This is a genomic window from Bacillus sp. CH_70, from assembly GCF_038007045.1.
Classification (GTDB): domain Bacteria; phylum Bacillota; class Bacilli; order Bacillales; family Bacillaceae_G; genus Bacillus_A; species Bacillus_A cereus.
In genome coordinates this window covers 479,761-506,743 of sequence record NZ_JBBOWL010000001.1, presented here as the reverse complement: position 1 = coordinate 506,743, position 26,983 = coordinate 479,761, and the positions used below count along the sequence as shown (strand labels likewise).

Sequence of the window (26,983 nt, the reverse complement as noted above, 5' to 3'; positions counted from 1 at the left end):
CTTATTAAGGGTATGAAACTTGGTGCTCGCATTTTAAAAACGGGTATTGCCATCACGTTAGCTTTATTTGCTTGTATTTTACTTCAATTACCGAGTCCGGTATTTGCGGGAATTTCAGCTATCTTTGCTGTTCAACCGTCTGTATACCGTTCTTATTTAACCGCACTTGAACAAATTCAAGCAAATGTAATCGGTGCGATATTTGCTATCGCATTTGCTACTGCTTTTGGACATAATCCTTTTATTATTGGATTAACATGTATATTAGTAATTGCTCTTACACTGCAATTACGATTAGAAAACACAATATCAATTGCTTTAGTAACAGTTATCGCCATTATGGAGTATCAAGGCGAAGATTTCTTTAGTTTTGCCTTACTTCGCTTTGCGACGATTATGATTGGTATTATTGCGGCTTCACTTGTAAATTTAGTATTTATGCCGCCGAAATATGAAACAAAACTTTATCATCGTATCGTTGATAATACAGAAGAAATTGTAAAATGGATTCGAATGAATAGCAGGCAAGCTTCTGATTTTACAACGCTAAAAACTGATATTGATCGTATGAAAGAAAAAATGATCAAATTAAACCATTACTATTTGCTGTATAAAGAAGAAAGAAGCTACACGAAAAAAGTAAAGTTCGCAAAAATTCGTAAGCTCGTTTTATTCAGACAAATGTTAGCGACAACAAGCCGTGCTTTAAGTACGTTAAAATCATTACACCGTACTGAAAACGAACTGCGTTACATGCCAGAAGAGTTTCAGGAATCTATCCAAAACGAACTTGACTCATTAACGCATTATCATGAACAAGTTTTATTAAAATTTATTGGTAAAGCAAAAAAACAACAATCAGTTGAAATGCTTGATGAAGTTGAAACGGGTAAACAAGAATTAATTGATATCTTTATGGAATATCAAAATAAGGACGATGAAGAAGCATATAAAACATGGCTACATCTCTTCCCTCTTATTTCTTCCATTATTAACTATAGTGAAGAAGTAGAGCATTTAGATTTACTTGTAGATAGCTTCTACACATACCATAAACCAGAAAAAGAACTCCAAATCGATGATAAAAAAGAAGACGAATAAAAAAACAGCTCCTTTTATGCTAAAGGAGCTGTTTCTGTTATATGTTGAAGTTGATATAAATTGTAATAAAATCCTCTTTTTCGCATTAACTCTTCATGAGAACCAGTCTCTTTAATCTCACCTTCTTCAATGTAAATAATCGTATCAACATGCGTAATCGTCGCTAATCGATGTGCGATTATAATCGTCGTCCTGTCAGCAGCTAACGTCTGAAGCGCCTCTTGAATATACCTTTCATTTTCTAAATCCAATGCCGAAGTTGCTTCATCCAATATAAGTACCGACGGATTCTTTAGAAACACTCGTGCAATTGCCACACGTTGTCTTTGCCCGCCCGATAGCTTTACACCACGTTCTCCAACGACAGTATTATAACCCTCTGGTAAGTCTATAATAAAATCATGAATTTGCGCAGCTTTGGCAGCTGCAATCACTTCTTGCTCTGTAGCTTTCGGATTTCCATATAATATATTTGCTCCAATTGTATCGCTAAACAATAAATTATCTTGCAGTACAATTCCAATATTACTACGTAAATTTCTCATATTATACTTTCTTACATCTATCCCATCTACATAAACTGCTCCCTCAGAAACATCATAGAAACGCGGGATCAAACTAGCAAGAGATGACTTTCCTCCCCCACTCGCTCCTACAAGCGCTACTTTCTCTCCAGGCTGCATAGTTAATGACAAGTTGTGTAATATCTCTTTTTCATCTGCATTATAACGAAAAGAAACATTATCAAATACAATTTCTCCATTTAATTTTTTCGTTTGTACCGCATTTGGCACATTAACAATATCGTATTTTTCATCTAACAGTTCAAACACACGGTCCATCGATGCAAAAGATTGTGTTAATGTTGTAGATGAATTAACAAGGCGGCGAAGCGGACTATATAAACTATCCATATATCCAACAAAAGCTACCATCGTCCCTAGCGTTAACTGCCCTTGAATTACTTCATATGCTGCAAAACCAATCACAAGTAATGGACCTAAATCTGTTAACGTATTTACTGCCGAGAATGTTCTCGCCGTCCAACTTGTATGGGTTAATGCTTTCGTTAAAAACTCATTATTTCTTTTTTCAAACTGCTTCCCCTCATACTCTTCTAACGCAAAGCTACGTGTCACTTGCATTCCTTGAATACGTTCATGCAAATACCCTTGCATCGTCGCTAACGCTTGTGAACGCTCTTTCGTCAATTTCCGAAGACGTCCGAAAAAATATTTCACTGCAATTACATAAATAGGTAAAATCAATAACGCAACAAATGTTAATTTTATATTCATAGAAAACATAACAATGATGGCAATAGCAATTGTTGCAGTATCTAACCAGACGTTCATCAAACCAGTAATTACAAAATCCTTCGTTTGTTCTACATCATGGATGACACGCGAAATAATCTCTCCTGTTTTTGTATTGGAGTAATAACGTAAACTTAATTTTTGTAAGTGACCAAAAATATACTTCCGCAAATCATACAGTATTGTATTTGCGATACGCTGCGCGAAATATTGACGATAATATTCAATCGGTGGTCTTAATACCGCAAAAATAAAAAAAGCAATTCCAATCGCTGTTATTAATTGAGATGTTTTATCTTGAAGTGAACCTCCGCCTTGAATTACATCATCGATAATATACTTTAATAACCACGGCATAATAAGTGGGATACCAAACTTAACTAGTCCAATAATAATTGTAATAGCGATAAGCCATCGATATGGTTTAACAAATTGTAAATATCTTTTTATGCCCTGCACATAATCCCCCCTCTAATAGGACAAACCTGCCGGGAAGCCCCCTGCAGGTTTGTTTTAATTTCTGTACATTAAATATCGTTCATACCACATATCTACGAAGTCTGGTGCGAACGGACCTTTTCTTTGATGAATCCACTGTGTTAAATGTGCTACATTTCGTTTTAAAATTGTATCGATAACAGGTGGATACTGCATAATTTGACTATGTTTTTCATACTCATCTTCATCTAGAAGCGTATATGTCATATCTGGATACACTTTAATATCTAAATCATAATCAATATACTTTAATGCTTCAGAATCATACGCAAAAGGGGAGCTTAAATTACAATAATAATATACGCCCTCTTCCCTAAGCATCCCAATCACATTAAACCAATAGTTGGCATGAAAATAACAAATTGCTGGTTCACGCGTAATCCATGTTCGGCCATCCGATTCTGTAACTACTGTACGATCATTCGCTCCGATCACAAGACTCTGTGTCCCTTTTAAAATTGTTGTTTCTTCCCACATTCTATGAATGGAGCCATTATGTTTATAACTATGTATTTGTACTTTTTCTCCTTCTTTGGGAAATCCCATATATGCTCCCTTCTTTCAACTGCAAATGCCCTTTGAACGGCATTCACTTTTCTTCTATTATAACTTTTTTGTCAAAATTTTAAAACTAAAGGGATAAGACTCTATTTTCCACACTGAATATGCAGGAGGTTTATCGTTAAATACAATAATACCCAATCTTCTCAGAACACAAGGATTGTACTGTATTATTTATAAACGAGGACATGTAATAGAAAAAGCCCCTCTCTATTTGAAGGACTTTTCACCTGAAGGCAATAATATATCTTATCCTAAATTTGAAATCATTTTTTCAGTTGTAAAAGATTGGATTACACTATTCGTTTGTTCTTCAAATTTCTCATGTAACATCTTCAACGCTACTTCTGTTCTATATATTTCCTGACGGATAAAATGCAGTTCTTTTTTATCGCACGTATCTTTTTCATTCATTTCAATTTGTTGATACTTCTCTAAGTGTGATTGCAATTTTAACAGCTCATCCATCGTTTCCAATTGTTCTCCCACCAACTTATCAAAATCGTTCATTACTTACCCCCTTTTGGATTTCTTCATCAGTTATTATTCCTAATTATATATTTCTAATCTTTAACTTCCTTCTCCTTTGACAACATTTGTTGACTTATTAGAAGTTATGTCGTTCACTTTCTTTTCATTACAATGACCCGCACACAAAGAAAACACTTCTCTCGAATTGGAGAAGTGTTTTTCTTTCATTACTCGTTTGAACTAGAAGATTGTGATTGTTTTGCAGCTGACTTAGCATTTTGTTTTTTCACAGCATGCACGTCTGTTTCAGTTGCAAATTCTGTACCATAACTAGCGTTTGCACTTTGTGCACCAGAAGCTTGTGCTTTCTTTGCTTCTGATTGTGCGTTTGCTTGTTTTACTGCTTGTACATTTGTTTCAGTTGCAAACTCTGTACCATAACTAGCATTTGTACTTTGAATGCTAGCACCAGAAGTTGCCTTGTTATAACCTTGTTGTTTTTTACTCATCTTTCTCACCTCCACAATCAATAATGTAACCAATTCAACTAGAAGCTATCCGTAATTTTCTTTTAAAAAAATTCCGCATATATCTCTTGTTACTCATTCAAACTATAGAAAATGGAGGTGGAAATATGTATATAGGACGCGATATGACTGAACTAACGATGCTTTCAAAAAACGAATGGAAAGAAGATGAATTAGCTTATTTTCATCATTCATTACAACAGATTTTGCCCTATTTAAATGCGGAAGGGCAAAGTATTTATAAAGAAATTGTAATAGAGATCGAATCAAGGGGCGGCTTACAAGAAGGTGATGCCAGTTGGACTCATGGGACAAAAATTTCTTACGATTAAAAAAGTGTTCCCAATTTAGGGAACACTTTTTTGTTTATTGCATTGTAATTTTCTCAACACAACTCTCATAAATCGTACGATGCGATTTAGAGAAAGGTAACTGCTCAAATGCTTCTTTCGATACAAGTTTCAATGTATCTGTTTCAACAATATCACCGGTTACTTTTCCGTAAAATACAAATATATCCCAAGTACGATGAGTAAATGTATGTTGTACATTCATTGCGTACTCATCAATAGAAATCGAAAGCTCAAACTTTTCTTTCATATAATCTATAAGCTGTTCTTTCTGACTTCGAATCCCTTCGCCAAGTTCAATATTCGGAAACTCCCACATATTAGCTAATAATCCGCTACTTGGACGTTTATTAATAACGTAACGACCATCTTCAGTTTGAAGTACTCCTGCAACAAGCGGTACCATTGTAGGAGCTTTCGCTTTACTTTTTACTGGTAGTTCTTTTTGAACACCTTCAGCATATCCTTTGCAATGCTCACGTACAGGACAAAGTAAGCAAGATGGATTTTTTGGAATGCAAATCAATGCACCTAACTCCATCAAACCTTGATTAAAATAAGATGGATTTTCTTTCGAAATAATTTCACGCACAATCTCTTCAAAAACTTTTCGAGTCTTTGGTTTTGCAATATCATCCCATACTGATAAAATGCGAGATAATACACGCATAACATTTCCATCAACTGCCGGCTCTGGTATACCATATGCGATACTTAAAATAGCGCCTTTTGTATATGGTCCCACACCTTTTAACTTTTCAATTTTCTTTACATCACTCGGTACAACCCCGCCGTATACTTCTTTTACCTCTTTTACTGCCGCATGTAAATTACGTGCTCTAGAATAATATCCTAAACCTTCCCATGCTTTTAATACTTCTTCATCATCTGCGTTCGCTAACGCTTCAAGTGTAGGAAACTTCCCCATAAAATTTGCGTAATATGGTTTTACAGCTTCTACTCTTGTTTGCTGTAACATAATTTCCGAAACCCAAACGCGGTATGGATCTTTATTTTTTCTCCATGGTAAGTCGCGCTGTTCTTCTTCAAACCAACCAATTAAATCATTTTGAAACTGCTCTATATTAAAATTTTTTAGTATTTCAAGTGTCAAACTTGATCCCCCTCATTTTTTTGCATATAAGTACTATTATAAAGATTTTAGGAAAAAATTTAAGTAAGATGACATAGGAAATTGAAGGCAAAGGACTTGAGGTATCGAATAAAAAGAGTTACATTAATAAAAAACGGAGGTGGATTTCTATGGACACAGCCACTCACCTTGTTATGGGTATCACTTTAGGTAGCTTAGCAACATTAGATCCAGCCATAGCACAAAGTGATATTGGCCCACAAGCTGTTATGCTTGCTACAATTGCTGGTTCCAACATTCCTGACATTGACACAGTTTTAAAATTGCGTAATAACGCTAAATATATAAGAAATCATCGCGGAGTTACTCATTCCATTCCCGCGGTAATTCTTTGGTCATTCCTTATAAGTGGCATCTCTTTCGCCTTCTTTTCAGACGCTCCATATCTTCATCTACTACTTTGGTCATTTATTGCAGTCTTCCTTCACGTCTTTGTAGATATTTTCAACGCCTATGGTACACAAGCATTACGGCCTTTCACAAAAAAATGGGTCGCACTCGGCGTGATTAATACATTCGATACCGTAATTTTCTTTATCCATATACTTGCAATTGCTTGCATGCTCGTCGGTTCTCATAAAGGATACACTGCCTTAGCAGCATATATATTAATGATTGTTTACTATATCGGACGAATTATGATGCACAGAAATATAAGAAGCGTTGTACACAAACGTTTCAAAAATGTCGAAAAGATTATCATTTCTCCTTCTTACCGATTTTATCATTATCATTTAGCAGTCGTTACAGCTGATTATTACTACGTTGCGAGATGGCACCGTGGTAACATCATGATATATGACAAGTTCGATCGGGTACCGTTCCCAGACAATGATATTATGCGAGCAGCTAAACAAGATGAAAACATCTCGGCCTTCCTATCTTTCTCTCCTGTATATCGCTGGGATATTTTTGATCATGATCATTATTACGAAGTACGATTCATTGATTTACGGTATCGAAGTAAAGATTATTATCCATTTGTCGCGATTGTTCAGCTCGACCATAATTTAAATATTATTAGTTCCTATACAGGATGGATTTTTAGTGAAGAAAAACTTCGAAAAAAACTGGAATTACTTCCACATTAAAAAAAGCGACTCAAGTCGCTTTTTTTAATGTTTCAAATGATCTTCTTGATTAATTAAATGACTATACTTCGGATTGTTTGTACGCATTTCATGAAGGCGTACACCATGATTATTAATCCATGATCGTACCACTTGCTCAGTCATTTCCTCACCTTGATAACGCCCTGATTTTGCATAAGTTGTTTGAAAATCTTCCCAAAGTAATTCAACCCATGCACGAGCTTGTCCGTAAGAAAGCTTGTCATTCTTGTCTAATAATTCTTTCGTTAATGCTTCATAAATATCATTCATGTTCTAATCTCCTTTTACCTATTTATCCCTTCATTTCTAAAGGATAGTTTCTTCTGTTTTGCACATTCTATAAGTGATACTTCTTAAAGAGGTATCAACTGATGAGGAGGAGGGCGTTCGCAATGGGTAAACAAGCCGAATTTTGGTCTGAGTCAAAAAACAACAGCAAAATCGACGGTCAGCCGAAAGCGAAATCACGCTTCGCTTCGAAGCGACCTAACGGCACAATTAACACGCACCCACAAGAACGTATGCGTGCTGCAAATCAGCAGGAAGAGTAGTACAAATTAAATTAACTTCCTACACGAGGTGATAAAGATGAGCTACCGTGATCGCTTAGATAGTCGTTCTGAATTATTTAACCATACGTGGACTCGTCCAAAACATGCGAAAGCGCAAGTTAACGGACAGACGCAACAAACCCAGTCTCTCATTATATTGGCAAATGAATGTAAAAAACGCCAATTTTAGAATCTCCTATCTCCTTTAACGCCTACCAAAGATGAAAACCAGAGAGATATGTGCTCTCTGGTTTTTATTTTTCTTGCAATAAGGAAATTGGTATGCCAATCTCTTCATTATCATTTTGCTTATATCCCCAAGCAAATACCCCATTGAAATACGTAATTTTAAATAATACACCAGGTTCTTCTACTAATTCATATATTTCACCAATACGGAACTTGTTTATATCCGTCATATAAGCACGAGCCATTGCCATTTTTCTCATTAATACATCAAATTCATTGACAATCCCAAGCTGCTCAGCTTTTACTGCTTGCTCCTTCAAAGCGCCAATTTCTTCCCTTAGCTCATGCGGTGTCATTTCACTGTAGCGTTTTGGCATATTCATCTTATTCTCCTCATTCCTCTTCGCGTTTCATTTGCAAAAATATCTCAATTTCATCAATCGAGAATCCTTTTCTATATAACGCTTGTTTCATCTTGTTTTCAAATGTCCATCCATCATACTTCTTATATTTCTCATAATATTTATTCCCATGATAGTGTAACGCTTCTTGTTGCTTTTCGTCATCTCTTTCGTCTTTCAATTCTTCCAAACAAATTTGAATTACTTCTCTAGAATATCCTTTTCGAACAAGCATCTCATCTAACTTTAGCTTCATTTGTAAAAAAGAATGCTTTTGATAAGATTTTTTCTTCTTTTCTATGAGAAACAAGGCATTCTCAATTTGCTTTTCCTTCGGATATTCTTGTAAACTGTGCATAATAAGTAAATCTTGAACACCTTTATTTAACAACTCTCTTTTAATAACAGTTGGACCTTTTCGATTCACATTACTTTGCGTTCGCGTATATAAAACAGCGTACTCTTTATCATTAATATATCGGTCATGTAATAATTTCGAAACGACTTCAGAGATGATGGCTTGTCCCACTTCTTTTTTTCGTAAAAAATCTTCTATTTCTTGTTTTGTTCTCATTTGATAGGATAAATAGGAGATTGCTTGTAAATATGCTTTTTGTACCTCTTCATTGTACAAAATATTTCCTAACTCTATTTCATCAATTTCTAAGCCTTTTTGTAATCCATGTTTCATTAAGATTACTTGATCCACACTAAACCCGTACTCTTCACCTTGGCCTTTATCAATATAAATATTAAATCGTTCTTTCGATCGTTTTTGTACTTCTATTTTTGTAATGACAGCCATACTCTCACCTCTCTATTATTTTAACATAGTCGAGGAACATTTTTTCTTTTCAAGAATATATATAATGAGGAGGAAATACTTGTGAAAATCGCAATTTCTGGTGGTACAGGCTTTATCGGTAAATATCTTTCTACTTTTTTTGTTCAAAAAGGATATACTGTTTACATCCTCACACGAAAAAAAACTACTGAAACTTACGACCCTAACCTTCAGTATGTTCAATGGACACCAGATTTACAAACCTTCCCCCTCTCTTCTATTGATGTAGTTATTAATCTAGCCGGAGAGTCTATTAATAGTAGATGGACAAAGAAACAAAAGAAAGTCATTTTAAACAGTAGAATTCAAACAACAAAAGGACTCATTAAACAATTGCAGGCACTCCATAAAAAACCACATACATTTATTAATGCAAGTGCTATTGGATACTACGGAACATCTGAAGTAGAGTCTTTTACTGAGCAACAAGAAACTCCCGGAAATGACTTTTTAGCAGAAACAGTATTTTTATGGGAACAAGAAGCAGCTAAAGCATGTTCTCTCGGAATAAGAACAATTTACACAAGATTTGGCGTTGTATTAGGTGCAGATGGCGGAGCCTTGCCAAAAATGTTACTTCCCTATCAATTCTATATCGGCGGCACCATTGGTTCTGGGAAACAATGGTTATCATGGATTCATATAGACGATGTCGTTCGTATGATGGATTTCATCATACACAAAAAAGAAATTGATGGTCCTCTTAATATGACAGCACCAACACCTATAAGAATGAAGGAATTTGGAAAGACCATCGCTGCGGCAACGAGAAAACCACATTGGCTGCCTGTCCCTTCATTTATGCTTCACGCCTTATTAGGTGAGATGAGCATACTTGTACTAGAAGGGCAACATGTATTACCTAGTAAAGCAATTAAACATGGATACCAATACACATTTCCGGCAATAGACCATGCATTACAAAATATACTTTCGCATACAATGTAGTACTTCTAAAACACAATTTTACATGGGCACTTTTAAAACTTTCATTTTCTAGGATCCGAAGCATTACCATACAAATAACCTTTCAGTTACTTTCCCTTAACTTCCATTAGCATTATAAAGTAACAGAAATGAGGTACCTATGAAAATATTGCTCAAACAAGCCATTGTATACCCTATTACATCTCCAAAGTTTCAAGGCGATGTACTCGTTACAGGAGAGCGAATTACCGAGGTCAAACCTTTTATTCAACCTACTCAAGATATGACCGTTATAGATGCACGAGCACTCCATCTCTTACCTGGCTTTATTGATGTCCATACTCACCTTGGTCTCTATGATGAAGGTACTGGTTGGGCTGGAAATGATGCCAATGAAACATCTGAAGTTTCAACACCACATATTCGTTCTTTAGATGGAATCCATCCTCTCGATATCGCCTTTCAAGACGCTGTACAAAATGGAATTACAACCGTTCACGTTATGCCTGGCAGTCAAAATATTATCGGGGGTACTACTTGTGTAATAAAAACAGCTGGAACTTGTATTGATCATATGATTATTCAAGAACCTGCTGGTTTAAAGATTGCCTTTGGAGAAAACCCTAAAAAAGTCCATAGTAATGGAACAAAAGAATCCATAACACGTATGGGGATTATGGGGTTACTTCGGGAATCATTCTATGAAGCACAACACTACGGGCACGAAGCTGATTTTCGAATGCTTCCTATTTTAAAAGCATTACGTCGTGAAATACCCGTACGTATCCACGCTCACAGAGCAGATGATATTAGTTCTGCGCTACGCTTTGCAACGGAATTCAACCTCGATCTACGTATTGAACATTGTACAGAAGGACACTTTCTTGTTGAAGAGCTTTCGAAACACAATTTGAAGGTTTCAGTTGGTCCCACTCTGACACGCCGTTCTAAAATCGAACTAAAAAACAAGACATGGGATACTTACCATATATTATCCAAAAATGGTGTGGAAGTTTCTATAACAACAGACCATCCTTATACACCCATTCAGTATTTAAATATTTGTGCTGCTGTCGCAGTAAGAGAAGGGTTAGATGAGAAAACAGCACTAGAAGGAATCACCATATTCCCAGCGCGAAATTTGCGTTTAGAGGATAGAATTGGAAGCATCGAGGTTGGAAAAGACGCCGATCTCGTGTTATGGACTCATCATCCTTTCCATTATTTAGCCAAGCCTGTACTAACTATGATTGATGGAAAAATAATTTACAAAAAAAATAAAAAAAACTAGTTTATTTTTTTGACTAGATAAAGTATTATACGATTATAAACTGAATGAAACCATAATCAATTTGTGTCGTGATTATCATTTTCAAATTGATGAATGGGGAAGGCAAATGGTGCGCCACCAGCGTTAGAAACTGGTTCTAGTGGGTTCGATTCCCACCCCGAAATTTTTTAAAGATTGATATAAAAATTTCGAGGGTGGGGTGTTTTTTCGTCATGCTACCCTCGTGTGAGGAGGAGTTAGTATGTTGAAAAAACGCGACTTACACGACAGCCACGTTCTATACGAGTTAATGGTGGATCCAGCTGTCTTCCCTTTTGTGCGTCAAAAGGCTTATTCTTATGAAGAATATTTATTCTTAACGAAACAAACGATTGAAGCTGAAGAGCGTGGTGAATTAATTTCACGCACAATTTTAGATGAATGGGGTAACCCTATCGGAACAATTACTTTATTTGATGTGCAAGAAAAAGCTGGATTTCTCGGGACATGGCTTGGCAAACCATATCATGGAAAAGGCTATAATAAATTGGCAAAAGATTCATTTTTTAGTGAACTTTTCTACGAATTAGATATTGAAACAATTTTCATGCGTATTCGTAAAATAAATATTCGTTCTATTAAAGCTGCAGAAAAACTGCAATATGTGAATCTAGCAAACGAAACAAGAAAAGCCGTATATGATGAAATTAACGCAAACGAAGAAGTATATAACTTATATGAAATTCCAAAAGATCAATACACACTTGCTACAATGCGAGATACAACCTTCCAAGATGCTCATCAATTAAAAGAAGCATAATCTAAATTTTCTGAAATGATAATCAATCATTAACATTTTCCATATGCGTATATCCCCTCATGTCTTTGGAAACGATAAATAGTAACTTTAAGACACGAGGTGATTTGTAATGGATAAAAAGAAACGTGATAAAGCAAAAAACACATTATCTAGTACACAAGAAGTTCTCTATCAACGCGAATTTCAAAAAGCAGATCGTGCAGCAGGATATCGCTCGAAAAGCATTTAAAGTGAAAATGAATAATTAGAAGTTTCCCCCCTAATTATTCATTTTCATTACATAATTTTCTCGACTGATAGAAGTAAGCAAAAAGCCCCTTATACATAAGGGGCTTTTTGCTGTGGACAACTTTATCCACAAAATCAATGGAATTGTTAGTAATTTTCAAAAACACTTAATATTTTTCTATATTCAAGCATATATCAGCTGTTTTAATTGTGGATATTTTTCTAAAAATTGTGGACAATGTGGATATAGTTGTTAATATTCCGACTTTACTGTTTAATGAAAGCGTAATTATTTTGTGGATAACTGGCTAAATTTTCTTTGAAAATAATAAAGAACCCTCTTTACATATACAAAGAGGGTTTCATATTAAGTAAAAGATTGTGCAAGAGCAGGTGATTTAATAGGTATATGACGCGGTTCTGCATGATTTTCTGCCAAAATTGCATCTACAATATGACCAGCTGGCTCTGGAAGATAGATGCTTTTCATTGCTTCTTTCATTTGAAGAAGCTTCACATCATCTTGTAATAATGCCTCTGTTTTTGCGAAAACCTCACTATCATCGCGAATGACAACTGCTGCTCCTTTTTTTTCAAAGTACATCGCATTTTCATTTTCTTGTCCTGGAACAGGCTTATATAAAATGACAGGTACTTGCAACGCTGCTGCTTCACTTAATGTTATTCCGCCTGGCTTCGTAATCATACAAGAAGTAACTCGGAATAATTCATCAATATTTTCAACATATCCAAACACTTTTAATGCATCGGAATTTTGCTTCTGTAAACTTAATAAATCATGTTTTAAAGCTTCATTTTTTCCACAAACGACAACTACTTGTAAATTAGGCACTGACATAAATGATTGGCATAGTTCTTTTACATTTCCTAATACCCCATGAGCACCTGCTACAATTAGTAAAATCTTTTTATTCTTACATAACTGATATTTATTATATATGATGTCTGAATTTACCTTTAACTCAAAACTACTCCGAATTGGAATTCCTGTTTCAACAATTTGTTCCGCAGGTACACCGATATCAACCATCAATTCTTTCACGTAATCCGTTGCAACAAAATAACGATCTACTTCTCGATGAATCCATATTTTGTGCACGCAAAAATCCGTTAATACGTTATAGACAGGAATTGAAATCCCCGTTTGTTTTTTCAATTCTGGTACAGCAATAATTGGAAATGTATTAATTACAATATCTGGTTTTTCCACCTGTAACAGTGTTTTCAAACGTTTTCTTCCAAAGTTCGCATACCAAGATGCTATTTTCTTATCATAAATTTTTTCTACCCCGTAATAAAACAAACGATATAATTCTTTTCCTATTGTATAACTTTTTAAATATAGATATTTTGTAATGTCAGTTATAAATGGATGTGATTCTCCAAACAAGTCGCATACAATAACATCTTCAATTCCTTTTTGGCGAAATGTTTGTTCTAATGTTTTTGCTACTTGCACATGACCATTACCGTAATGTGCAGTTAATATTAAAACCTTGGGGTTTTTTATCAAACAAATCCACTCCTAGCTTTTTGTTTCTCCATATTGCATATACGACAATAGGAAAAACATTTTCCTTAAAAATTACATAAACAGATTCTAATAATTCCCTTTTCAGCTATGTACCTGTCGTGGATATGCAAAGCATATAAGATTGACCCCTTAATCCTATCTGTGCTCATATCTTTACATTATACTTTCCTATAAGAGCTTTCGCAATAACTTACAAATCTTCTCTATTCCATGATACTCACTCTTTTACTTCTTAATTCTTTTTACTATTTTGATTTCCCTTTACAATTATGTAAATTTATCCACTTAGTCCGTACAAAATTATGGATATTCTACTTTCAGTATACTCTTTTATCAATATATACTCTAGATTTTATTGTAAAGAAAGCAAAAAGCCTAATCCAATATTTGGATTAGACCGCTTGTAAAATATGTTTAGCATGTTCTACATTTTTCTCAGTAGGTGGTTCTACATTTGCGAGTGGGTACTTGTGTCCAAGCGCCTCCCATTTATATACACCAAGCTTATGATATGGTAACACTTCAACTTTTTGAACATTAGACAGACTTTGAATAAAGCTAGATAGTTTTTGTAGATCCTCTTCATTATCCGTAACACCAGGAACTAATACGTGTCGTACCCAAATCGCTTTATTCTTATCCGATAAATAACGAGCAAATTGTAAAATATGTTCATTTGGTTTCCCTGTTAATTTACGATGCTTTTTGGAATCGATATGTTTCAAATCCAATAAAACTAAATCTGTATAATCCATTAAAATATCTAGCTTATTTTGGAATTCTGGTTCCTCAGAATAACACCCACCAGAAGAGTCGATTGTTGTATGGATACCAGCCTCTTTACACTTTTTAAACAACTCAATTAAAAAGTCTAGCTGTAATAATGGCTCTCCACCGCTCACTGTTATACCACCTCCGGAGGCTTCAATAAATGGAAGGTAACATGTCACATCCTGCATCACTTCTTCAACTGTTATTTCTTTACCTTTACCGATTTCCCACGTATCAGCATTATGACAATATTGACAACGTAATAAACACCCTTGTGTAAATATGACATAACGAATCCCTGGGCCATCAACAGTACCACAAGACTCTACAGAATGTATTCTTCCTTTTACCATGTTACTTCCTCCTTTATTGAAACAGCCTCCCTTCGCTATGTATTAAAAGCGAAGGGACACTTTTTTCATTTACATGCTTTCATGCATTGTACGGTTAATTACATCAATTTGTTGTTCACGAGTTAATTTAATAAAGTTTACAGCGTAACCAGATACGCGAATTGTTAATTGTGGATATTTCTCAGGATGTTCCATTGCATCCATTAATGTTTCACGATTAAATACGTTAATATTTAAGTGATGGCCTTCTTTTACTGCATAGCCATCAAGCATAGATACTAAGTTACGTACTTGTACATCATCTTCTTTACCAAGTGCTTTTGGAATAATAGAGAATGTATTAGAAATACCATCTTGTGCATCTTCATATGGTAATTTAGCTACAGATAATAATGAAGCTAATGCACCTTTTGTATCACGTCCATGCATTGGATTTGCACCTGGTGCAAATGGTTCTCCAGTACGGCGTCCATCTGGAGTGTTACCAGTTTTCTTACCGTATACAACGTTAGATGTAATAGTTAAAATTGACATTGTATGAACGGAATTACGATATGTTTTATGTTTACGCAGTTTATTCATAAATGTTTTCACGAGATTTACAGCGATCTCATCTACACGATCATCATTGTTACCGTATTTTGGAAAGTCTCCTTCAATCTCGAAGTCAACTGCAATACCATTTTCATCACGGATTGGTTTTACTTGTGCGTATTTAATTGCACTTAATGAGTCTGCTACTACAGATAGACCCGCGATACCTGTTGCCATTGTACGAAGAACATTTGTATCATGAAGTGCCATTTCAATACGTTCATAGCTATATTTATCATGCATGTAATGGATAACATTTAATGTGTTTAAATATAGACCCGCTAACCATTCCATTGTCATATCAAACTTATGCATAACTTCTTCGTAATTTAGTACTTCAGAAGTAATTGGTGCGTACTCAGGACCAACTTGTGCTTTTGATTTTTCATCTTTACCACCGTTAATCGCATATAATAATGCTTTCGCTAAGTTTGCACGAGCTCCGAAGAACTGCATTTGCTTACCGATTCTCATTGCAGATACACAACAAGCGATTCCGTAATCATCGCCGTAATCAGCACGCATAATGTCATCATTTTCATATTGAATTGCTGATGTTTTGATGGACATTTTCGCACAGTAGTTTTTAAAGTTCTCTGGTAATTGTTTAGACCAAAGAACTGTTAAATTCGGTTCTGGAGCTGGTCCTAAATTATCTAATGTATGCAAGAAACGGAATGAGTTCTTTGTTACTAATGGACGACCATCTAATGCCATACCACCGATAGATTCAGTTACCCAAGTTGGGTCACCAGAGAATAATTCATTATAATCAGGTGTTCTTGCGAATTTCACAAGACGTAATTTCATAATGAAGTGATCTACAATTTCTTGTACTTCTTCTTCTGTTAAAGTACCATTTGCTAAATCTCTTTCAATGTAAATATCTAAGAATGTAGAAGTACGTCCAAGACTCATTGCAGCTCCGTTTTGCTCTTTAATCGCTGCAAGATATGCGAAGTATAACCACTGGAATGCTTCTTGTGCATTTGTTGCTGGTTTAGAAATATCGAAACCATGAGAAGCAGCCATTTGTTTTAGTTCTTGAAGTGCACGCATTTGCTCAGATAACTCTTCGCGTAAACGCATTGTATCTTCGCTCATTACACCACCAGTTAAATTCAAATCAGCTTTTTTCGCTTCAATTAAATGATCAATACCATATAATGCTACGCGTCGATAGTCACCGATAATGCGTCCACGACCGTATGCATCTGGAAGACCAGTAATAACACCTGATTTACGTGCATTTCTCATTTCTGGTGTATAAGCATCAAATACACCTTGGTTATGAGTCTTTCTCCAATCTCTAAAAATACGACTAAGTTCTTTGTCCATTTCGTATCCATAAGATTCACAAGCTTGTTCTGCCATACGAATACCACCATATGGTTGTAAAGAACGTTTAAATGGTTTATCAGTTTGGAAACCGACTACTTTTTCAATATCTTTATTTAAGTATCCTGGGTCATGTGATGTAATAGAAGAAACAATTTTTGTATCCATATCAAGAACGCCACCGTTTTCACGTTCTTTTGTTGTTAAATCCATTACTTGATCCCAAAGTTGTTTCGTTGCTTCAGTTGCTTCTGCTAAGAAAGATTCGTCTCCTTCGAAAACGTTTACATTATTTAAAATGAAATCGCGAACATCAATCTCTGCTTTCCATTTTTCACCTTTAAAGTTTTCCCATGCGTTTTTAACATTTTCTAATACTTGAGTCATCCTAATCTCCTCCATTTTTGATTAGTACAGGACTAAGATTTTTTATATAACAGCTTACACACTTAGAATACTACTTTTTTACGAAAGTGAACGAAATAGTTGTGACATGTTTGTGAAATGTTGAGCAAACTACTATATATATAGTGTTAACTTCATTTAAAAGTCTTTAAAATTAACCCTTTCCTTAATTGTATTTTTTTGGTATCCTTATATACGAGTCCTATTTTGTAATATAAGAACAATACCCATTGTAGAGCTGTAATACTCTTATCTCCTAATCTGTTATAGTTTTTATAACAGAACAAAAAAGTGTACACATGTTGTACACTTTTTTGTTACTTCTATAAAACATCTCTTTTTCTATTGCCATCATAGAATCCGCCACGATTGTCTGTTGATGCAATTATTTGCTCTAGTCCTTCTATATGATCACCTATAATTCGAAGTACAGCTGGAGGATGACCTATTTTTGCAAAATGTTCACTGGGACGAATACGGTTCATCTTATCAACCTCAACACGACATACACATGCAATTTCAAATCCAGAAAGAAGAGCCTTCACCTGTGCTACACAAGGTGACAATAAAGATTTATATCCAATTGCTTTCAAACACTTGTGGCTAAATGCATTAGGTACCGCAATAAGTGAGCCTACTCCTAATTCCTTTCTATCACAAGCTAAATTTAGTGCATACTTAAATGCAGTTACAAGATGAAGTGGTACTCTTAAATCTAAATAATGATTTAAATCATTTAATGCGACGTCCTTTCCATCTGCAATAGCTTTTGCAAAAGGATATAGTTCACTAGCTGGAATAACAAAATCACCATCTATAAATAACACAATTTCTCCTTTTGCAAAATAAGTTCCAAGTGAACGCCCTACATCGTTTCCAAGGGCTTCTTTATATACAATGGTTGTTGCGCCTTTGTCTTTTGCAATCGTTGCTGTTTTATCTGACGAACCATTTACGACAACGATGATTTCAAAAGGTTCAATTTTACGAAGCTCTTCTATAACCTTTCCAATTGTTTTCTCTTCATTTTGTACAGGAATAACAACCGATAGTTGCTTTTCTCTATACAAATTGGATGTAACGCCCCATCCTTGATAAAAATCTTCGAAATTTAAAGTATGATAGACGCTATCCCTTTTCCTATTTCCATCATAATATCCCCCGCGTATATCACTGCTTACTATTCGTTCTGCAACTGCTTCTATATGATCACCTATCATTCGTCTTTCAGATTGAGAAAGGTTCGTGCCATATGCAGCATGTTCAATCGGTCGAAATTTATTCGGCGTAATAACATCAATAGCACAATGACGGTTAATTCTCCATTTACTTTGTGCTATACGTAAATGAGCTACAATAGGATTAACTAAACATTCATATCCAATACTTTGGACGACTTCTTTCGTCAACGCATGAGGTACAGATAATAAAGAATCTATCTTTAATTCTTCACGCTCTAACATTGCATTTAATATTTGACGCCACACTGTAACGGAATGGGGTTTTTGTTTCTTTAAAAACAATGCGTCCAAATTATTTAAAACGATGTCAGTCTGATCATGTAAAATTGGATTAAGAAACAATTGTAATTTGGAAGTTGGAATAGCAAAGTCCCCATCTATAAATAGTAATACATCACCTATCGCATGTTTTGCGCCAACTGCACGCCCAACATCGTTTCCTAATAGTTCTGTATACCTGATTACTTTACAACCTAGCTGATCAGCAACCTCTTCTGTACCATCATTACAACCATTTGCTATGACAATAATCTCTACTGGATTTAACGGTTTTACCGATTGAATAACGTCTGAAATCGTATCTACTTCATTACTTGCAGGAATAATAACTGATAGCGACTTAGCCATTGTTTTCTTCACGAAACCATTTAATAGTTTCTTTCAATCCTTGTTCCCACGTTACTGTCGCTTGAAATTGAACAAGTTCTCTTAACTTTGTTACGTTCGGCCTTCTATTCGGAATTTCTTCAAAGCCATGTGGATATACTTCCTCAAAAGGAACTTGTACAATTTTCGAAGAAGATTTCGTTAGTTTTTTTATTGTTTCTGCTACTTCTTTTATACTCTGTTCGTTCTCAGAACCTATATTAATAATCTCACTATTTACCTTCTCATCCATTGCCCGAATTGTTGCTTCTACCGCATCACTCACATACGTAAAGCAACGTGTCTGCTTTCCATCTCCATATACGAGAATGTCTTCTCCTTGCAAAGCTGCACGGATAAATCGCGGGATTACTCCTGCATATGGACCATCTTTCGCTCTTGGACCATAAATATTAAAATAACGAACAATCGTTACAGGTAAGCCTTCTAATGCGTATCCTAAACATAATGTTTCTTCTAACGTTTTACAAACTGCATAACTCCAACGAATTTTAGAAGTTGCCCCGTACAATCGATCTCCTTCTTCAGAGAAAGGCGGTTTGCCTTTACCATATACTTCTGAAGTAGATGCAAAAACTACTTTCTTCTTTCCTTTTAATGCTGCTTGTAAAATGTTTCTCGTTCCGTCAAAATTCGTTTCAATGAGCTCTATACTTTTTTCCATTGTCGTTTTAACACCTAAAATTGCTGCTAAATGAAACACTACATCATGTTGATTTACTAATTCATAAATAGAATTTTTATCTAAAACACTTATTGGAATAACCCGAATCTCTCTCATTAGCTCATTATGATACTTATTTTTCCCTTTATAGAAGTTATCCACAATCGTGACTTCATAACCCCTTCTCACCAACTCTTCAGCTAAATGAGATCCAATAAATCCGGCCCCACCTGTAATTAAACATTTCTTACTCATACACTCACCTTCTTTACGATTCCCCGTGTATCTATTACTCGGTTCATTCCTTTAAAAAGCTTCCAATCGATATTAGAGTGGTCAGTTAAAATTAAAATACAACCTGCCTCTTTAACTGTTTGTTCATCCAAAGCAACAGATTGATACACCTTATCTCCAATTTCCGCGGAAGAAATATATGAATCATGGTATTTTATCTCGTATCCTTCTTTTATTAGTAATTGAATAATTGGCAAAGCCGGTGATTCTCTCAAATCATTTACATCTTTCTTATATGCGATTCCTACAATTAAAACTAGTCCGGGTGATTGCACCATGCCCTTTACTTTCCGGACTATTTTCTCTGGCATTTCTTCATTAATTACATGTGCCGCCTCAATTAATTGACTAATTGCCCCATTCTTTTTTATTCTCCATTGAAAATATAAGGGGTCTACGGGAATACAGTGCCCGCCTATCCCTGGTCCTGGCCAATACGGAGTAAATCCAAAAGGTTTTGTAGATGCCGCTTCAATGGCCTCATAAAAATCAATCCCTAAACTTTCACATAATGTGTTTAACTCATTTACTAAAGAGATGTTAACTAAGCGCTGAATATTTTCAAATAACTTACACATCTCTGCTACTTTCGGCGAACTAACAGGTACAACTACGTCAAAAATGGTACTATATAAATCCTGTACTTTTTGTTTACACTTTTCTGTTTGTCCACTAATAACTTTTGGAATAGATTGAACTGAATATTGACTATTTGCTGGATCAATTCTCTCAGGGGAATATCCGATATAGAAATCTTCTCCTACCTTTTGGCCAGCTTGAGAAATAATAGGAATAATAACTTCCTCAAGTGTGCCTGGATATGTGGAACTTTCAAAAATGAAGGTTTGTCCTTTTTGGAGATTTTGTTGTATATAATGCGAAGCTGAAATGAGGGCACTTAAATCTGGTTCTCTTCGTTCATTAATTGGAGTTGGAACAGTAACAATAACATAATCACTATTTTGGAAATCAGTAATACCTTTATCTGGTGTATTTACTATTAATTTATTTTTAGTCAATAAACTTTGCAACACTTTAGAAGAAACATCTGGAATATAACTTTCTCCTTTTATAATCGATTCTATTTTTCTAGTATCTTTATCTAATCCAAGTACGGTATGTCCTCTTTCTGCAAAATGGACTGCTAAAGGAAGACCAACATACCCTAATCCAATAATAGCTACTTTACTACTAGCATTCATCTGTATTCTTTTCTTCCTTTCTCAATTGTTGAATAGTGTCTCTATCGCGATCTCCATCTGTAAAACTCCCACGTTCGTCTGTATATTGTAATAGATAAGCAATCGCCTCAAGTTGATCACCGAAAATACGGTCAAATGCCGGAATACGTCCATTTACAAATCCATGTTGCTCCGGGCGTACCCGATTGGTTTTTATAACATCTACAAATTCTACTGCTGTAATAGAAAAAACCTCCAAAATAGCTTTCATTTGAGCTAATGGCGGAATAACAAGCGAGTCATATCCTATTTTCTCTATTACCCTTTTATGCATAGCATGTGGTACTGCCGTTAATGAGTTATTCCATAAATCCGGTCTTTTCGCTACTAAATTCACAAAATATTTTCCCATACTAATTGGATCTGCAGGATGAAACATATCTAATAAGCATTGTAAATCATTTAAAACCACGTCACTTCCATCTTCAACAGCTTGCAAAAATGGAGTGAGTTTTTTTGCTGGAATAACAAAATCACCATCAACGAATAAACAAATATCTGCCGTAGCATGCATGGCACCTATCGCTCGTGCTACATTATGTCCAAGCGCCTCCCCGAATTCAACAACAATAACATTCTCTAGCTTTGCCTGTTTAACAGTCTCAAAATCTGCTCCATTCGCGACAACAATAATTTCATCTACCCCTGCTTTTTTCACTTCTTGTATAACAGATCTTATCGTCATTTTTTCTTCTGACACTGGTATAATCGCACTATATTTCGCTTTTTCCTTCTTTAATACAACTGGTTTATAGTTCCCTATAAACTCCCTATCCCTGTTTCCCTCCGAAAAACCGCCGCGTTTACCATATGTTTCGATTACATATTGCAAAGCACGTAAATGATCACCCATAATACGGCTAGTCGCTTTCGGATAAGGAGAACCAGGTGATGTTCCTGTATGCACAGGACGAACCTTATTTGTGTGAATTACATCGACCGAAGCCGTATCAACAATATCTACTCCTCTAGACATCGCTATCGCTTGAAATAGTGCTGGATCTGCTAAATTCCACCACCCAAGTTTCTCGATAACTTCCCTGCTCATCGCATGTGGAATTGCAATTAAAGATCCAACAACAAGCTCCTTTTTATTCAAATAACGATTCAACATGAACTTTCCAACTGTCGTATAATGTGGTCTCATCTTTAAATAAACCGACCATGTTAAATTATTCACAACAATTTGATGCCCTTGTCGAATTCCTTTCACGAAACGTTGTAACTCTTTACTATCAATAACAATATCACCATCTAAAAACAAAACAATTTCACCTTTTGCTTCTCTAGCTCCAATAGCCCGTCCAACATCATTGCCAAGAGAATGTTTATAATAAATCACGTGACAATGATGTTGTAACGCTATGTCTTTCGTTCCATCTGTCGAGCCATTATCTACTACAATAATTTCGTAAGGCTTGAGCTTCTCCACTTCTACTAAAACTTGTGATAAAGTACTCGCTTCATTGTGCGCTGGAATAACAACTGATACTCTCATACTTGTATCACGCTTACCCTTCCAAGCGAACATAAGCAATAATAGGAGTACGCACGATTACATCTTCCGGTGGTCCATAAGAAGGAGAAGTACGAACACTTACTGCCCCATCCGTCACAGATAACAGAATGCCTGCAACAATTTCTACAGCTGTAACAACTTGCACTAACTCACCAACATGGTTACGTAATTCATCAGTAAATAACATATATAGCTCTCCTTTCTTACACTTCTTTAATTGATATAATACTTGTAAATGGTAATAAAACTTCAGTTCCTATACCTTCTTGCAATGTTAAGAAATCATCACCGACTGCTACAATAACGCCTGTTAATTGTCCAACTGTCACCGTAATTTCAACGTTTTTACCTAAATACTGCTTTGCAATTTCTTTAAAAGGTGATGTATTGCATTCTTTTAAAATGTTACAAATAATAGATTGAAATTGGCTTGATTTTATAAATTCTTCCGTAGCTTGCTTAGAGTTTCTTTGAATAAACCTTGCAAAGTTTTGCGAAAATAAAAGTCGTTCCACAGCAGGCAATAATTTATCATCTAAAAAATAGCTTAATTGTCTATTAAACAATCTTGATAATTTATGCCAATATTTTCTGAACAGACACATACACTTCTCCTCCTATTATTTTTAGATTATAAAATTTTACATCCATACATCTTAATGTATACAAAATAGATATTTTTGTGATAGGTAAGGCATACATTTTCAAAAGAAATATTTGTTTCAGGGCAAAAAAAAACTATCCAAAAGGATAGTTTTTTACACTTCAATATTTCGCAACATCGTATAAATGTCATTATTCACTTTACCAAATGATTTAATGTTATTTTGAATGTTAGATAATAAAACAACATACACACTACCATTTTTACTAAATCCATTTAAACAATTCCAACCTGGCATTACACCGTGATTCGAATAGCTTCCTGGGTCTACGTACCAGCCAAATCCGTAATCCTTTTTCACGGCTGTAAACATTTGATCGTAACTCGCTTTTGAAATTAACTTTCCAGAGTATAACGCTTCGTTAAATAAATATAAATCATGTGCACTCGTATATATATCACCACAACCATATAGTTGTGACATGCTCGGAATATTAGGTGTTGTCATATTATTATTTACTATTTTATAACCCGTTGATGGGAATCTTGTTTGTTCTAACGCTGTGCCAAAACCAGAATGTTTCATACCAGCAGTAGCAAAAATATGTTGTTTAATATATTCTTCAAGCGACTGTCCACTTACCTTCTCGGCAATGTATGCAAGTATAGAGTAGTTCGAATCGGAATACTTCCACTTCTCTCCTGGACCACCAATACGCTTTTGATTTCCTATTCGCTTTATCAGTTCTTCATGAGAAATATCTTCTTTTCCTTGCTCATATTCTGGAATCCCTGATGTATGTGTTAATAGATGTTTTAGCTGAATACTATTACCTTGTGGAAAATCTGGAATATACTTCGCAACAGTATCTTCTACTTGTAATTTATTTTGATCTTTCAATTGCATAATAGCAGTTGCTACAAACGCCTTTGAAATAGAGCCAATATAAAAAGTCGTCTCTGAATTATTCGGTACTTGCTGCTCTTTATTTGCCATACCGTACCCTTTATTCAGAAGAACTTTTCCGTTCTTCACAATAACAGCTGTCCCGCTAAATCCTGCGTTTTGTAAATACTGGTCCAATTGAGCGTTTTCATTAATTTCTTGAGGTGGTCCTTCAGCAGGCTGTTCCGCAGCTTGCGCTTGTTTCACTTGTTCTTCCTGCTCTTTTTGTTTTTGCTTCTGTACGTCTTGTTTCTTTTTTTCTTCTTTCTTTTTTAGCTCTTCTTGTTTCTTCATTTCTGCTGCCGCTTTTAAAGTTTCTTCTTTCTTATTATGCGCAACAATTTTTGTATACATGAAATATACAAGTGATAATAGTAAGACGAGAATGATTGTCCTTTTTATGTATACAATCGGCCGATGTGCTTTCCCATTCGCATTATTTTGTTCCTGATCCATAATTGCTTTTTTCCCCTTACTCACCAATAATTTAATTCCTCTACTAAAGATTTATTTTAGTAGATTATGGATAATCCATTCTATATCATCCCTACTTTATCACGCACTGCACATATTACCAACCCATATGTACAAAAAAGAAAAAGAAAATTTACAAAAGTAAGATTCCCGTTAAATTGTTAACAAAAAAAGAGGATGTCCTCTAAAAAATTGATGTTATCAATCTTTTGGGACATCCTCTTATCTCATTATTTATACGTGTTTTTTCATATCATCGGCAACAGATTCAACATTTGTACCTACGATAACTTGTACACTTGTATTACTTAATTTCATAACACCTTTTGCACCAGCACGTTTTAATGCTGCTTCATTTACTTGACCAGCATCTTTTACTTGTAAGCGTAGACGTGTTGCACAGTTATCAATAACTGTTAAGTTTTCTTTTCCGCCTAAAGCTGCTACGTAAGTTTCACCAATTGAACCTGCAACTGGAGCTTCTTCACCTTCAGCTACCTCCTCTTCGTCTTCACGACCAGGAGTTTTTAAATCGAACTTCTTAATTAAGAAGTAGAATACAACGAAATAAATTACTGCGTAAATTAAGCCGACTCCCGCTAGTAATAATGGTTTTGTTGCAATACCGAAGTTTAAGAAATAATCGATTGCACCGGCACTAAATGTGAAACCATCGTGAATACCAAGAGTTGTTGTAATGAATAAAGAAAGACCTGTTAATACAGCATGAATACCATATAATACTGGTGATAAGAACATGAATGAGAATTCAATTGGTTCTGTAATACCAGTTAAGAATGAAGTTAATGCTAGACCACCTAACATACCTGTAACCATTTTACGTTTTTCTGGTTTAGCAGCCGCAATCATTGCGAAACATGCTGCTGGTAAACCGAACATCATAACTGGGAAGAAACCAGTCATAAACATACCCGCTGTTTTATCTCCGGCAAGGAAGCGAGCAATATCACCATTTACAACATTACCTGCTGCATTTGTAAAGTCACCAAGTACGAACCAGAAATATGTGTTCATTACATGATGTAAACCGATTGGAATTAATAGACGGTTTAATAAACCAAATAGACCTGAACCAACTGCCCCTAAATTAACAATTCCATGAGCTAATGCATCGATAGCATTTTGAATTGCTGGCCAAATTTGTGCGAATAGAATTCCTAATATTAACATCACAACCGATGTAACAATTGGGACGAAACGTTTTCCAGCAAAGAACCCTAACCATTCTGGAAGTTTAATCTTATGGAATTTATTATAAAGAAGTCCCGCTATAACACCAACAATAATACCACCTAAAACTTTCATATCCACTTTAGTCGATAATTCGGCTGCCTTAGATACTTGTGTCATTGTATCTGCAAGCTTAGATGGATCAACATTAGCGCTATTACCTATTAAATCTTGGACTTTGCCTAATTTATCTTGTAATTCTACAGTAGAATATCCCTTACTAAGTGCATCAATACTGTTTTTCATAACTAGATAACCAATTGCACCTGCAAGACCTGCTGCACCACTACCATCAACTGAAAGACCGATTGCAATACCAATTGCAAAAATGAGTGCTAAATTATCAAAAACTGCTGCACCGGCCTGTGCCATAACAGGAATATCAAAGACATCTGGTTGCCCTAAACGAAGCAATAATCCTGCTGCTGGTAGTACGGCGATTGGAAGCATTAACGCTTTACCAATACGTTGTAAAAACTGCAACATTTTAATTCCCCCTATCAAATTTATGAAATCGTTATCATTATAAGTACGCCTTAGAAAACGCTTTCTATTTACATAACCATAATAACATATAGTTGTATAGATGTGTAGTTTTTATTTTTGAATTTTTTATGGATAAATCTCCTATTTCCAAACTGTTATATAAAAGGGAAATTCTCCTTTTTTATAACATAGGACTTGAAACGAACGACCTACTATAGAACATGTAACTTTCGTTTTATCATTCCACTTTTTCATGTTATTA

The 26,983-nt window shown here is 35.2% G+C and carries 29 protein-coding genes and 1 pseudogene; 9 read left to right on the top strand and 21 right to left on the bottom strand.

Translation table 11 applies throughout. The features are described from left to right. Positions 1–12 precede the first annotated feature (12 nt). A complete protein-coding gene (locus N2V79_RS02585) occupies positions 13–1,101 on the top strand; it encodes an aromatic acid exporter family protein (RefSeq protein WP_000765787.1) in 1,089 nt (362 codons plus the stop codon). A 14-nt stretch (positions 1,102–1,115) separates the two neighbouring features. On the opposite strand, the gene N2V79_RS02580 is transcribed toward N2V79_RS02585, so the two are convergent. The 4 genes from N2V79_RS02580 to N2V79_RS02565 all read right to left on the bottom strand — a co-directional run bounded on the left by N2V79_RS02580 (position 1,116) and on the right by N2V79_RS02565 (position 4,456). After that, entirely contained in the window at positions 1,116–2,876 is a 1,761-nt protein-coding gene (locus N2V79_RS02580; protein ID WP_071730636.1) for an ABC transporter ATP-binding protein, read from the bottom strand. A 54-nt stretch (positions 2,877–2,930) separates the two neighbouring features. Further along, the gene (gene ntdP, locus N2V79_RS02575) at positions 2,931–3,461 is read right to left on the bottom strand and encodes a nucleoside tri-diphosphate phosphatase (RefSeq protein WP_000506627.1); all 531 of its coding nucleotides are present in this window, start codon (positions 3,459–3,461) and stop codon (positions 2,931–2,933) included. Positions 3,462–3,725: 264 nt separating this feature from the next. After that, entirely contained in the window at positions 3,726–3,986 is a 261-nt protein-coding gene (locus N2V79_RS02570) for a YgaB family protein (RefSeq protein ID WP_000997586.1), read from the bottom strand. Between the two features lie 188 nt (positions 3,987–4,174). Beyond that, positions 4,175–4,456: a gamma-type small acid-soluble spore protein gene (locus tag N2V79_RS02565; protein ID WP_000039034.1), complete on the bottom strand. Its 282-nt coding sequence runs from the start codon at positions 4,454–4,456 to the stop codon at positions 4,175–4,177. 125 nt (positions 4,457–4,581) lie between these two features. Between N2V79_RS02565 and N2V79_RS02560 the strand changes: the two genes are divergently transcribed. Next, positions 4,582–4,806: a hypothetical protein gene (locus tag N2V79_RS02560; RefSeq protein WP_000275439.1), complete on the top strand. Its 225-nt coding sequence runs from the start codon at positions 4,582–4,584 to the stop codon at positions 4,804–4,806. Positions 4,807–4,840: 34 nt separating this feature from the next. Here the strand turns inward: N2V79_RS02560 and mutY are convergent, their stop codons facing one another. Continuing rightward, a complete protein-coding gene (mutY, locus tag N2V79_RS02555; RefSeq protein WP_069354921.1) occupies positions 4,841–5,938 on the bottom strand; it encodes an A/G-specific adenine glycosylase in 1,098 nt (365 codons plus the stop codon). Between the two features lie 149 nt (positions 5,939–6,087). On the opposite strand from mutY, the gene N2V79_RS02550 reads away from it, so the two are divergent. After that, positions 6,088–7,068, top strand: a complete 981-nt coding sequence (locus tag N2V79_RS02550; protein WP_000379115.1) for a metal-dependent hydrolase — start codon at positions 6,088–6,090, stop codon at positions 7,066–7,068. A gap of 24 nt (positions 7,069–7,092) precedes the next feature. Here the strand turns inward: N2V79_RS02550 and N2V79_RS02545 are convergent, their stop codons facing one another. After that, positions 7,093–7,359 carry a YfhJ family protein gene (locus N2V79_RS02545; RefSeq protein ID WP_000998159.1) on the bottom strand — a complete coding sequence of 89 codons (267 nt, stop codon included), beginning with the start codon at positions 7,357–7,359 and terminating at the stop codon, positions 7,093–7,095. A gap of 122 nt (positions 7,360–7,481) precedes the next feature. On the opposite strand from N2V79_RS02545, the gene N2V79_RS02540 reads away from it, so the two are divergent. Both N2V79_RS02540 and N2V79_RS02535 read left to right on the top strand, forming a co-directional pair. Then, a complete protein-coding gene (locus tag N2V79_RS02540; protein WP_000517891.1) occupies positions 7,482–7,640 on the top strand; it encodes a small, acid-soluble spore protein K in 159 nt (52 codons plus the stop codon). 37 nt (positions 7,641–7,677) lie between these two features. Further along, positions 7,678–7,830, top strand: a complete 153-nt coding sequence (locus N2V79_RS02535) for a YpzG family protein (protein WP_000122093.1) — start codon at positions 7,678–7,680, stop codon at positions 7,828–7,830. Between the two features lie 64 nt (positions 7,831–7,894). Here N2V79_RS02535 and N2V79_RS02530 read toward each other — a convergent pair whose 3' ends face one another. Further along, positions 7,895–8,212 (bottom strand): YfhH family protein, encoded by a 318-nt coding sequence (locus tag N2V79_RS02530; RefSeq protein WP_001057023.1) that lies wholly within the window; start codon positions 8,210–8,212, stop codon positions 7,895–7,897. A 10-nt stretch (positions 8,213–8,222) separates the two neighbouring features. Next, complete coding sequence (gene recX / locus N2V79_RS02525) at positions 8,223–9,035, bottom strand: recombination regulator RecX (RefSeq protein WP_053565320.1); 813 nt, start codon at positions 9,033–9,035, stop codon at positions 8,223–8,225. An 81-nt stretch (positions 9,036–9,116) separates the two neighbouring features. Here recX and N2V79_RS02520 point away from each other — a divergent pair, with 81 nt between their 5' ends. From N2V79_RS02520 to N2V79_RS02505, 4 genes are all read left to right on the top strand, one after another. Continuing rightward, a complete protein-coding gene (locus tag N2V79_RS02520) occupies positions 9,117–10,022 on the top strand; it encodes a TIGR01777 family oxidoreductase (RefSeq protein ID WP_069354920.1) in 906 nt (301 codons plus the stop codon). Between the two features lie 139 nt (positions 10,023–10,161). Then, positions 10,162–11,292 carry an amidohydrolase gene (locus tag N2V79_RS02515; protein ID WP_000698297.1) on the top strand — a complete coding sequence of 377 codons (1,131 nt, stop codon included), beginning with the start codon at positions 10,162–10,164 and terminating at the stop codon, positions 11,290–11,292. Between the two features lie 241 nt (positions 11,293–11,533). Continuing rightward, positions 11,534–12,091 carry a GNAT family N-acetyltransferase gene (locus N2V79_RS02510; RefSeq protein ID WP_000914737.1) on the top strand — a complete coding sequence of 186 codons (558 nt, stop codon included), beginning with the start codon at positions 11,534–11,536 and terminating at the stop codon, positions 12,089–12,091. Positions 12,092–12,200: 109 nt separating this feature from the next. Then, on the top strand, positions 12,201–12,320 hold the full coding sequence (locus N2V79_RS02505) for a YfhE family protein (RefSeq protein ID WP_000358482.1): 120 nt from the start codon (positions 12,201–12,203) through the stop codon (positions 12,318–12,320). A gap of 366 nt (positions 12,321–12,686) precedes the next feature. Here the strand turns inward: N2V79_RS02505 and N2V79_RS02500 are convergent, their stop codons facing one another. From N2V79_RS02500 to N2V79_RS02440, 13 genes and pseudogenes are all read right to left on the bottom strand, one after another. Continuing rightward, the gene (locus tag N2V79_RS02500; protein WP_053565322.1) at positions 12,687–13,853 is read right to left on the bottom strand and encodes a diglucosyl diacylglycerol synthase; all 1,167 of its coding nucleotides are present in this window, start codon (positions 13,851–13,853) and stop codon (positions 12,687–12,689) included. A 413-nt stretch (positions 13,854–14,266) separates the two neighbouring features. Continuing rightward, the gene (gene pflA / locus N2V79_RS02495) at positions 14,267–14,998 is read right to left on the bottom strand and encodes a pyruvate formate-lyase-activating protein (RefSeq protein WP_000238463.1); all 732 of its coding nucleotides are present in this window, start codon (positions 14,996–14,998) and stop codon (positions 14,267–14,269) included. A gap of 69 nt (positions 14,999–15,067) precedes the next feature. After that, entirely contained in the window at positions 15,068–17,317 is a 2,250-nt protein-coding gene (pflB, locus tag N2V79_RS02490; RefSeq protein ID WP_000195468.1) for a formate C-acetyltransferase, read from the bottom strand. 152 nt (positions 17,318–17,469) lie between these two features. Beyond that, positions 17,470–17,690 (bottom strand): annotated as a pseudogene (locus tag N2V79_RS02485) (hypothetical protein). Then, positions 17,659–19,203 carry a glycosyltransferase family 2 protein gene (locus tag N2V79_RS02480; protein ID WP_069354917.1) on the bottom strand — a complete coding sequence of 515 codons (1,545 nt, stop codon included), beginning with the start codon at positions 19,201–19,203 and terminating at the stop codon, positions 17,659–17,661. Before N2V79_RS02480 ends, N2V79_RS02485 begins: the two are co-directional and overlap by 32 nt. After that, positions 19,196–20,161 (bottom strand): NAD-dependent epimerase/dehydratase family protein, encoded by a 966-nt coding sequence (locus N2V79_RS02475; RefSeq protein WP_069354916.1) that lies wholly within the window; start codon positions 20,159–20,161, stop codon positions 19,196–19,198. Before N2V79_RS02475 ends, N2V79_RS02480 begins: the two co-directional genes overlap by 8 nt. Continuing rightward, a complete protein-coding gene (locus N2V79_RS02470) occupies positions 20,158–21,402 on the bottom strand; it encodes a nucleotide sugar dehydrogenase (protein WP_064532187.1) in 1,245 nt (414 codons plus the stop codon). The genes N2V79_RS02475 and N2V79_RS02470 overlap by 4 nt, the downstream gene beginning before the upstream one ends. Continuing rightward, positions 21,392–22,939, bottom strand: coding sequence for a glycosyltransferase family 2 protein (locus N2V79_RS02465; protein ID WP_069356604.1), 1,548 nt, complete (start codon positions 22,937–22,939; stop codon positions 21,392–21,394). Before N2V79_RS02465 ends, N2V79_RS02470 begins: the two co-directional genes overlap by 11 nt. A gap of 13 nt (positions 22,940–22,952) precedes the next feature. Further along, on the bottom strand, positions 22,953–23,147 hold the full coding sequence (locus N2V79_RS02460) for a hypothetical protein (protein ID WP_000899471.1): 195 nt from the start codon (positions 23,145–23,147) through the stop codon (positions 22,953–22,955). Between the two features lie 16 nt (positions 23,148–23,163). Then, a complete protein-coding gene (locus N2V79_RS02455; protein WP_000335542.1) occupies positions 23,164–23,565 on the bottom strand; it encodes a hypothetical protein in 402 nt (133 codons plus the stop codon). Positions 23,566–23,718: 153 nt separating this feature from the next. Next, complete coding sequence (locus tag N2V79_RS02450; RefSeq protein WP_000371895.1) at positions 23,719–24,966, bottom strand: serine hydrolase domain-containing protein; 1,248 nt, start codon at positions 24,964–24,966, stop codon at positions 23,719–23,721. A gap of 252 nt (positions 24,967–25,218) precedes the next feature. Then, entirely contained in the window at positions 25,219–26,721 is a 1,503-nt protein-coding gene (gene nagE / locus N2V79_RS02445; RefSeq protein WP_000938907.1) for an N-acetylglucosamine-specific PTS transporter subunit IIBC, read from the bottom strand. 141 nt (positions 26,722–26,862) lie between these two features. Next, a complete protein-coding gene (locus N2V79_RS02440) occupies positions 26,863–26,976 on the bottom strand; it encodes a transcriptional regulator (RefSeq protein ID WP_075719953.1) in 114 nt (37 codons plus the stop codon). Between the last annotated feature and the right edge of the window lie 7 nt (positions 26,977–26,983).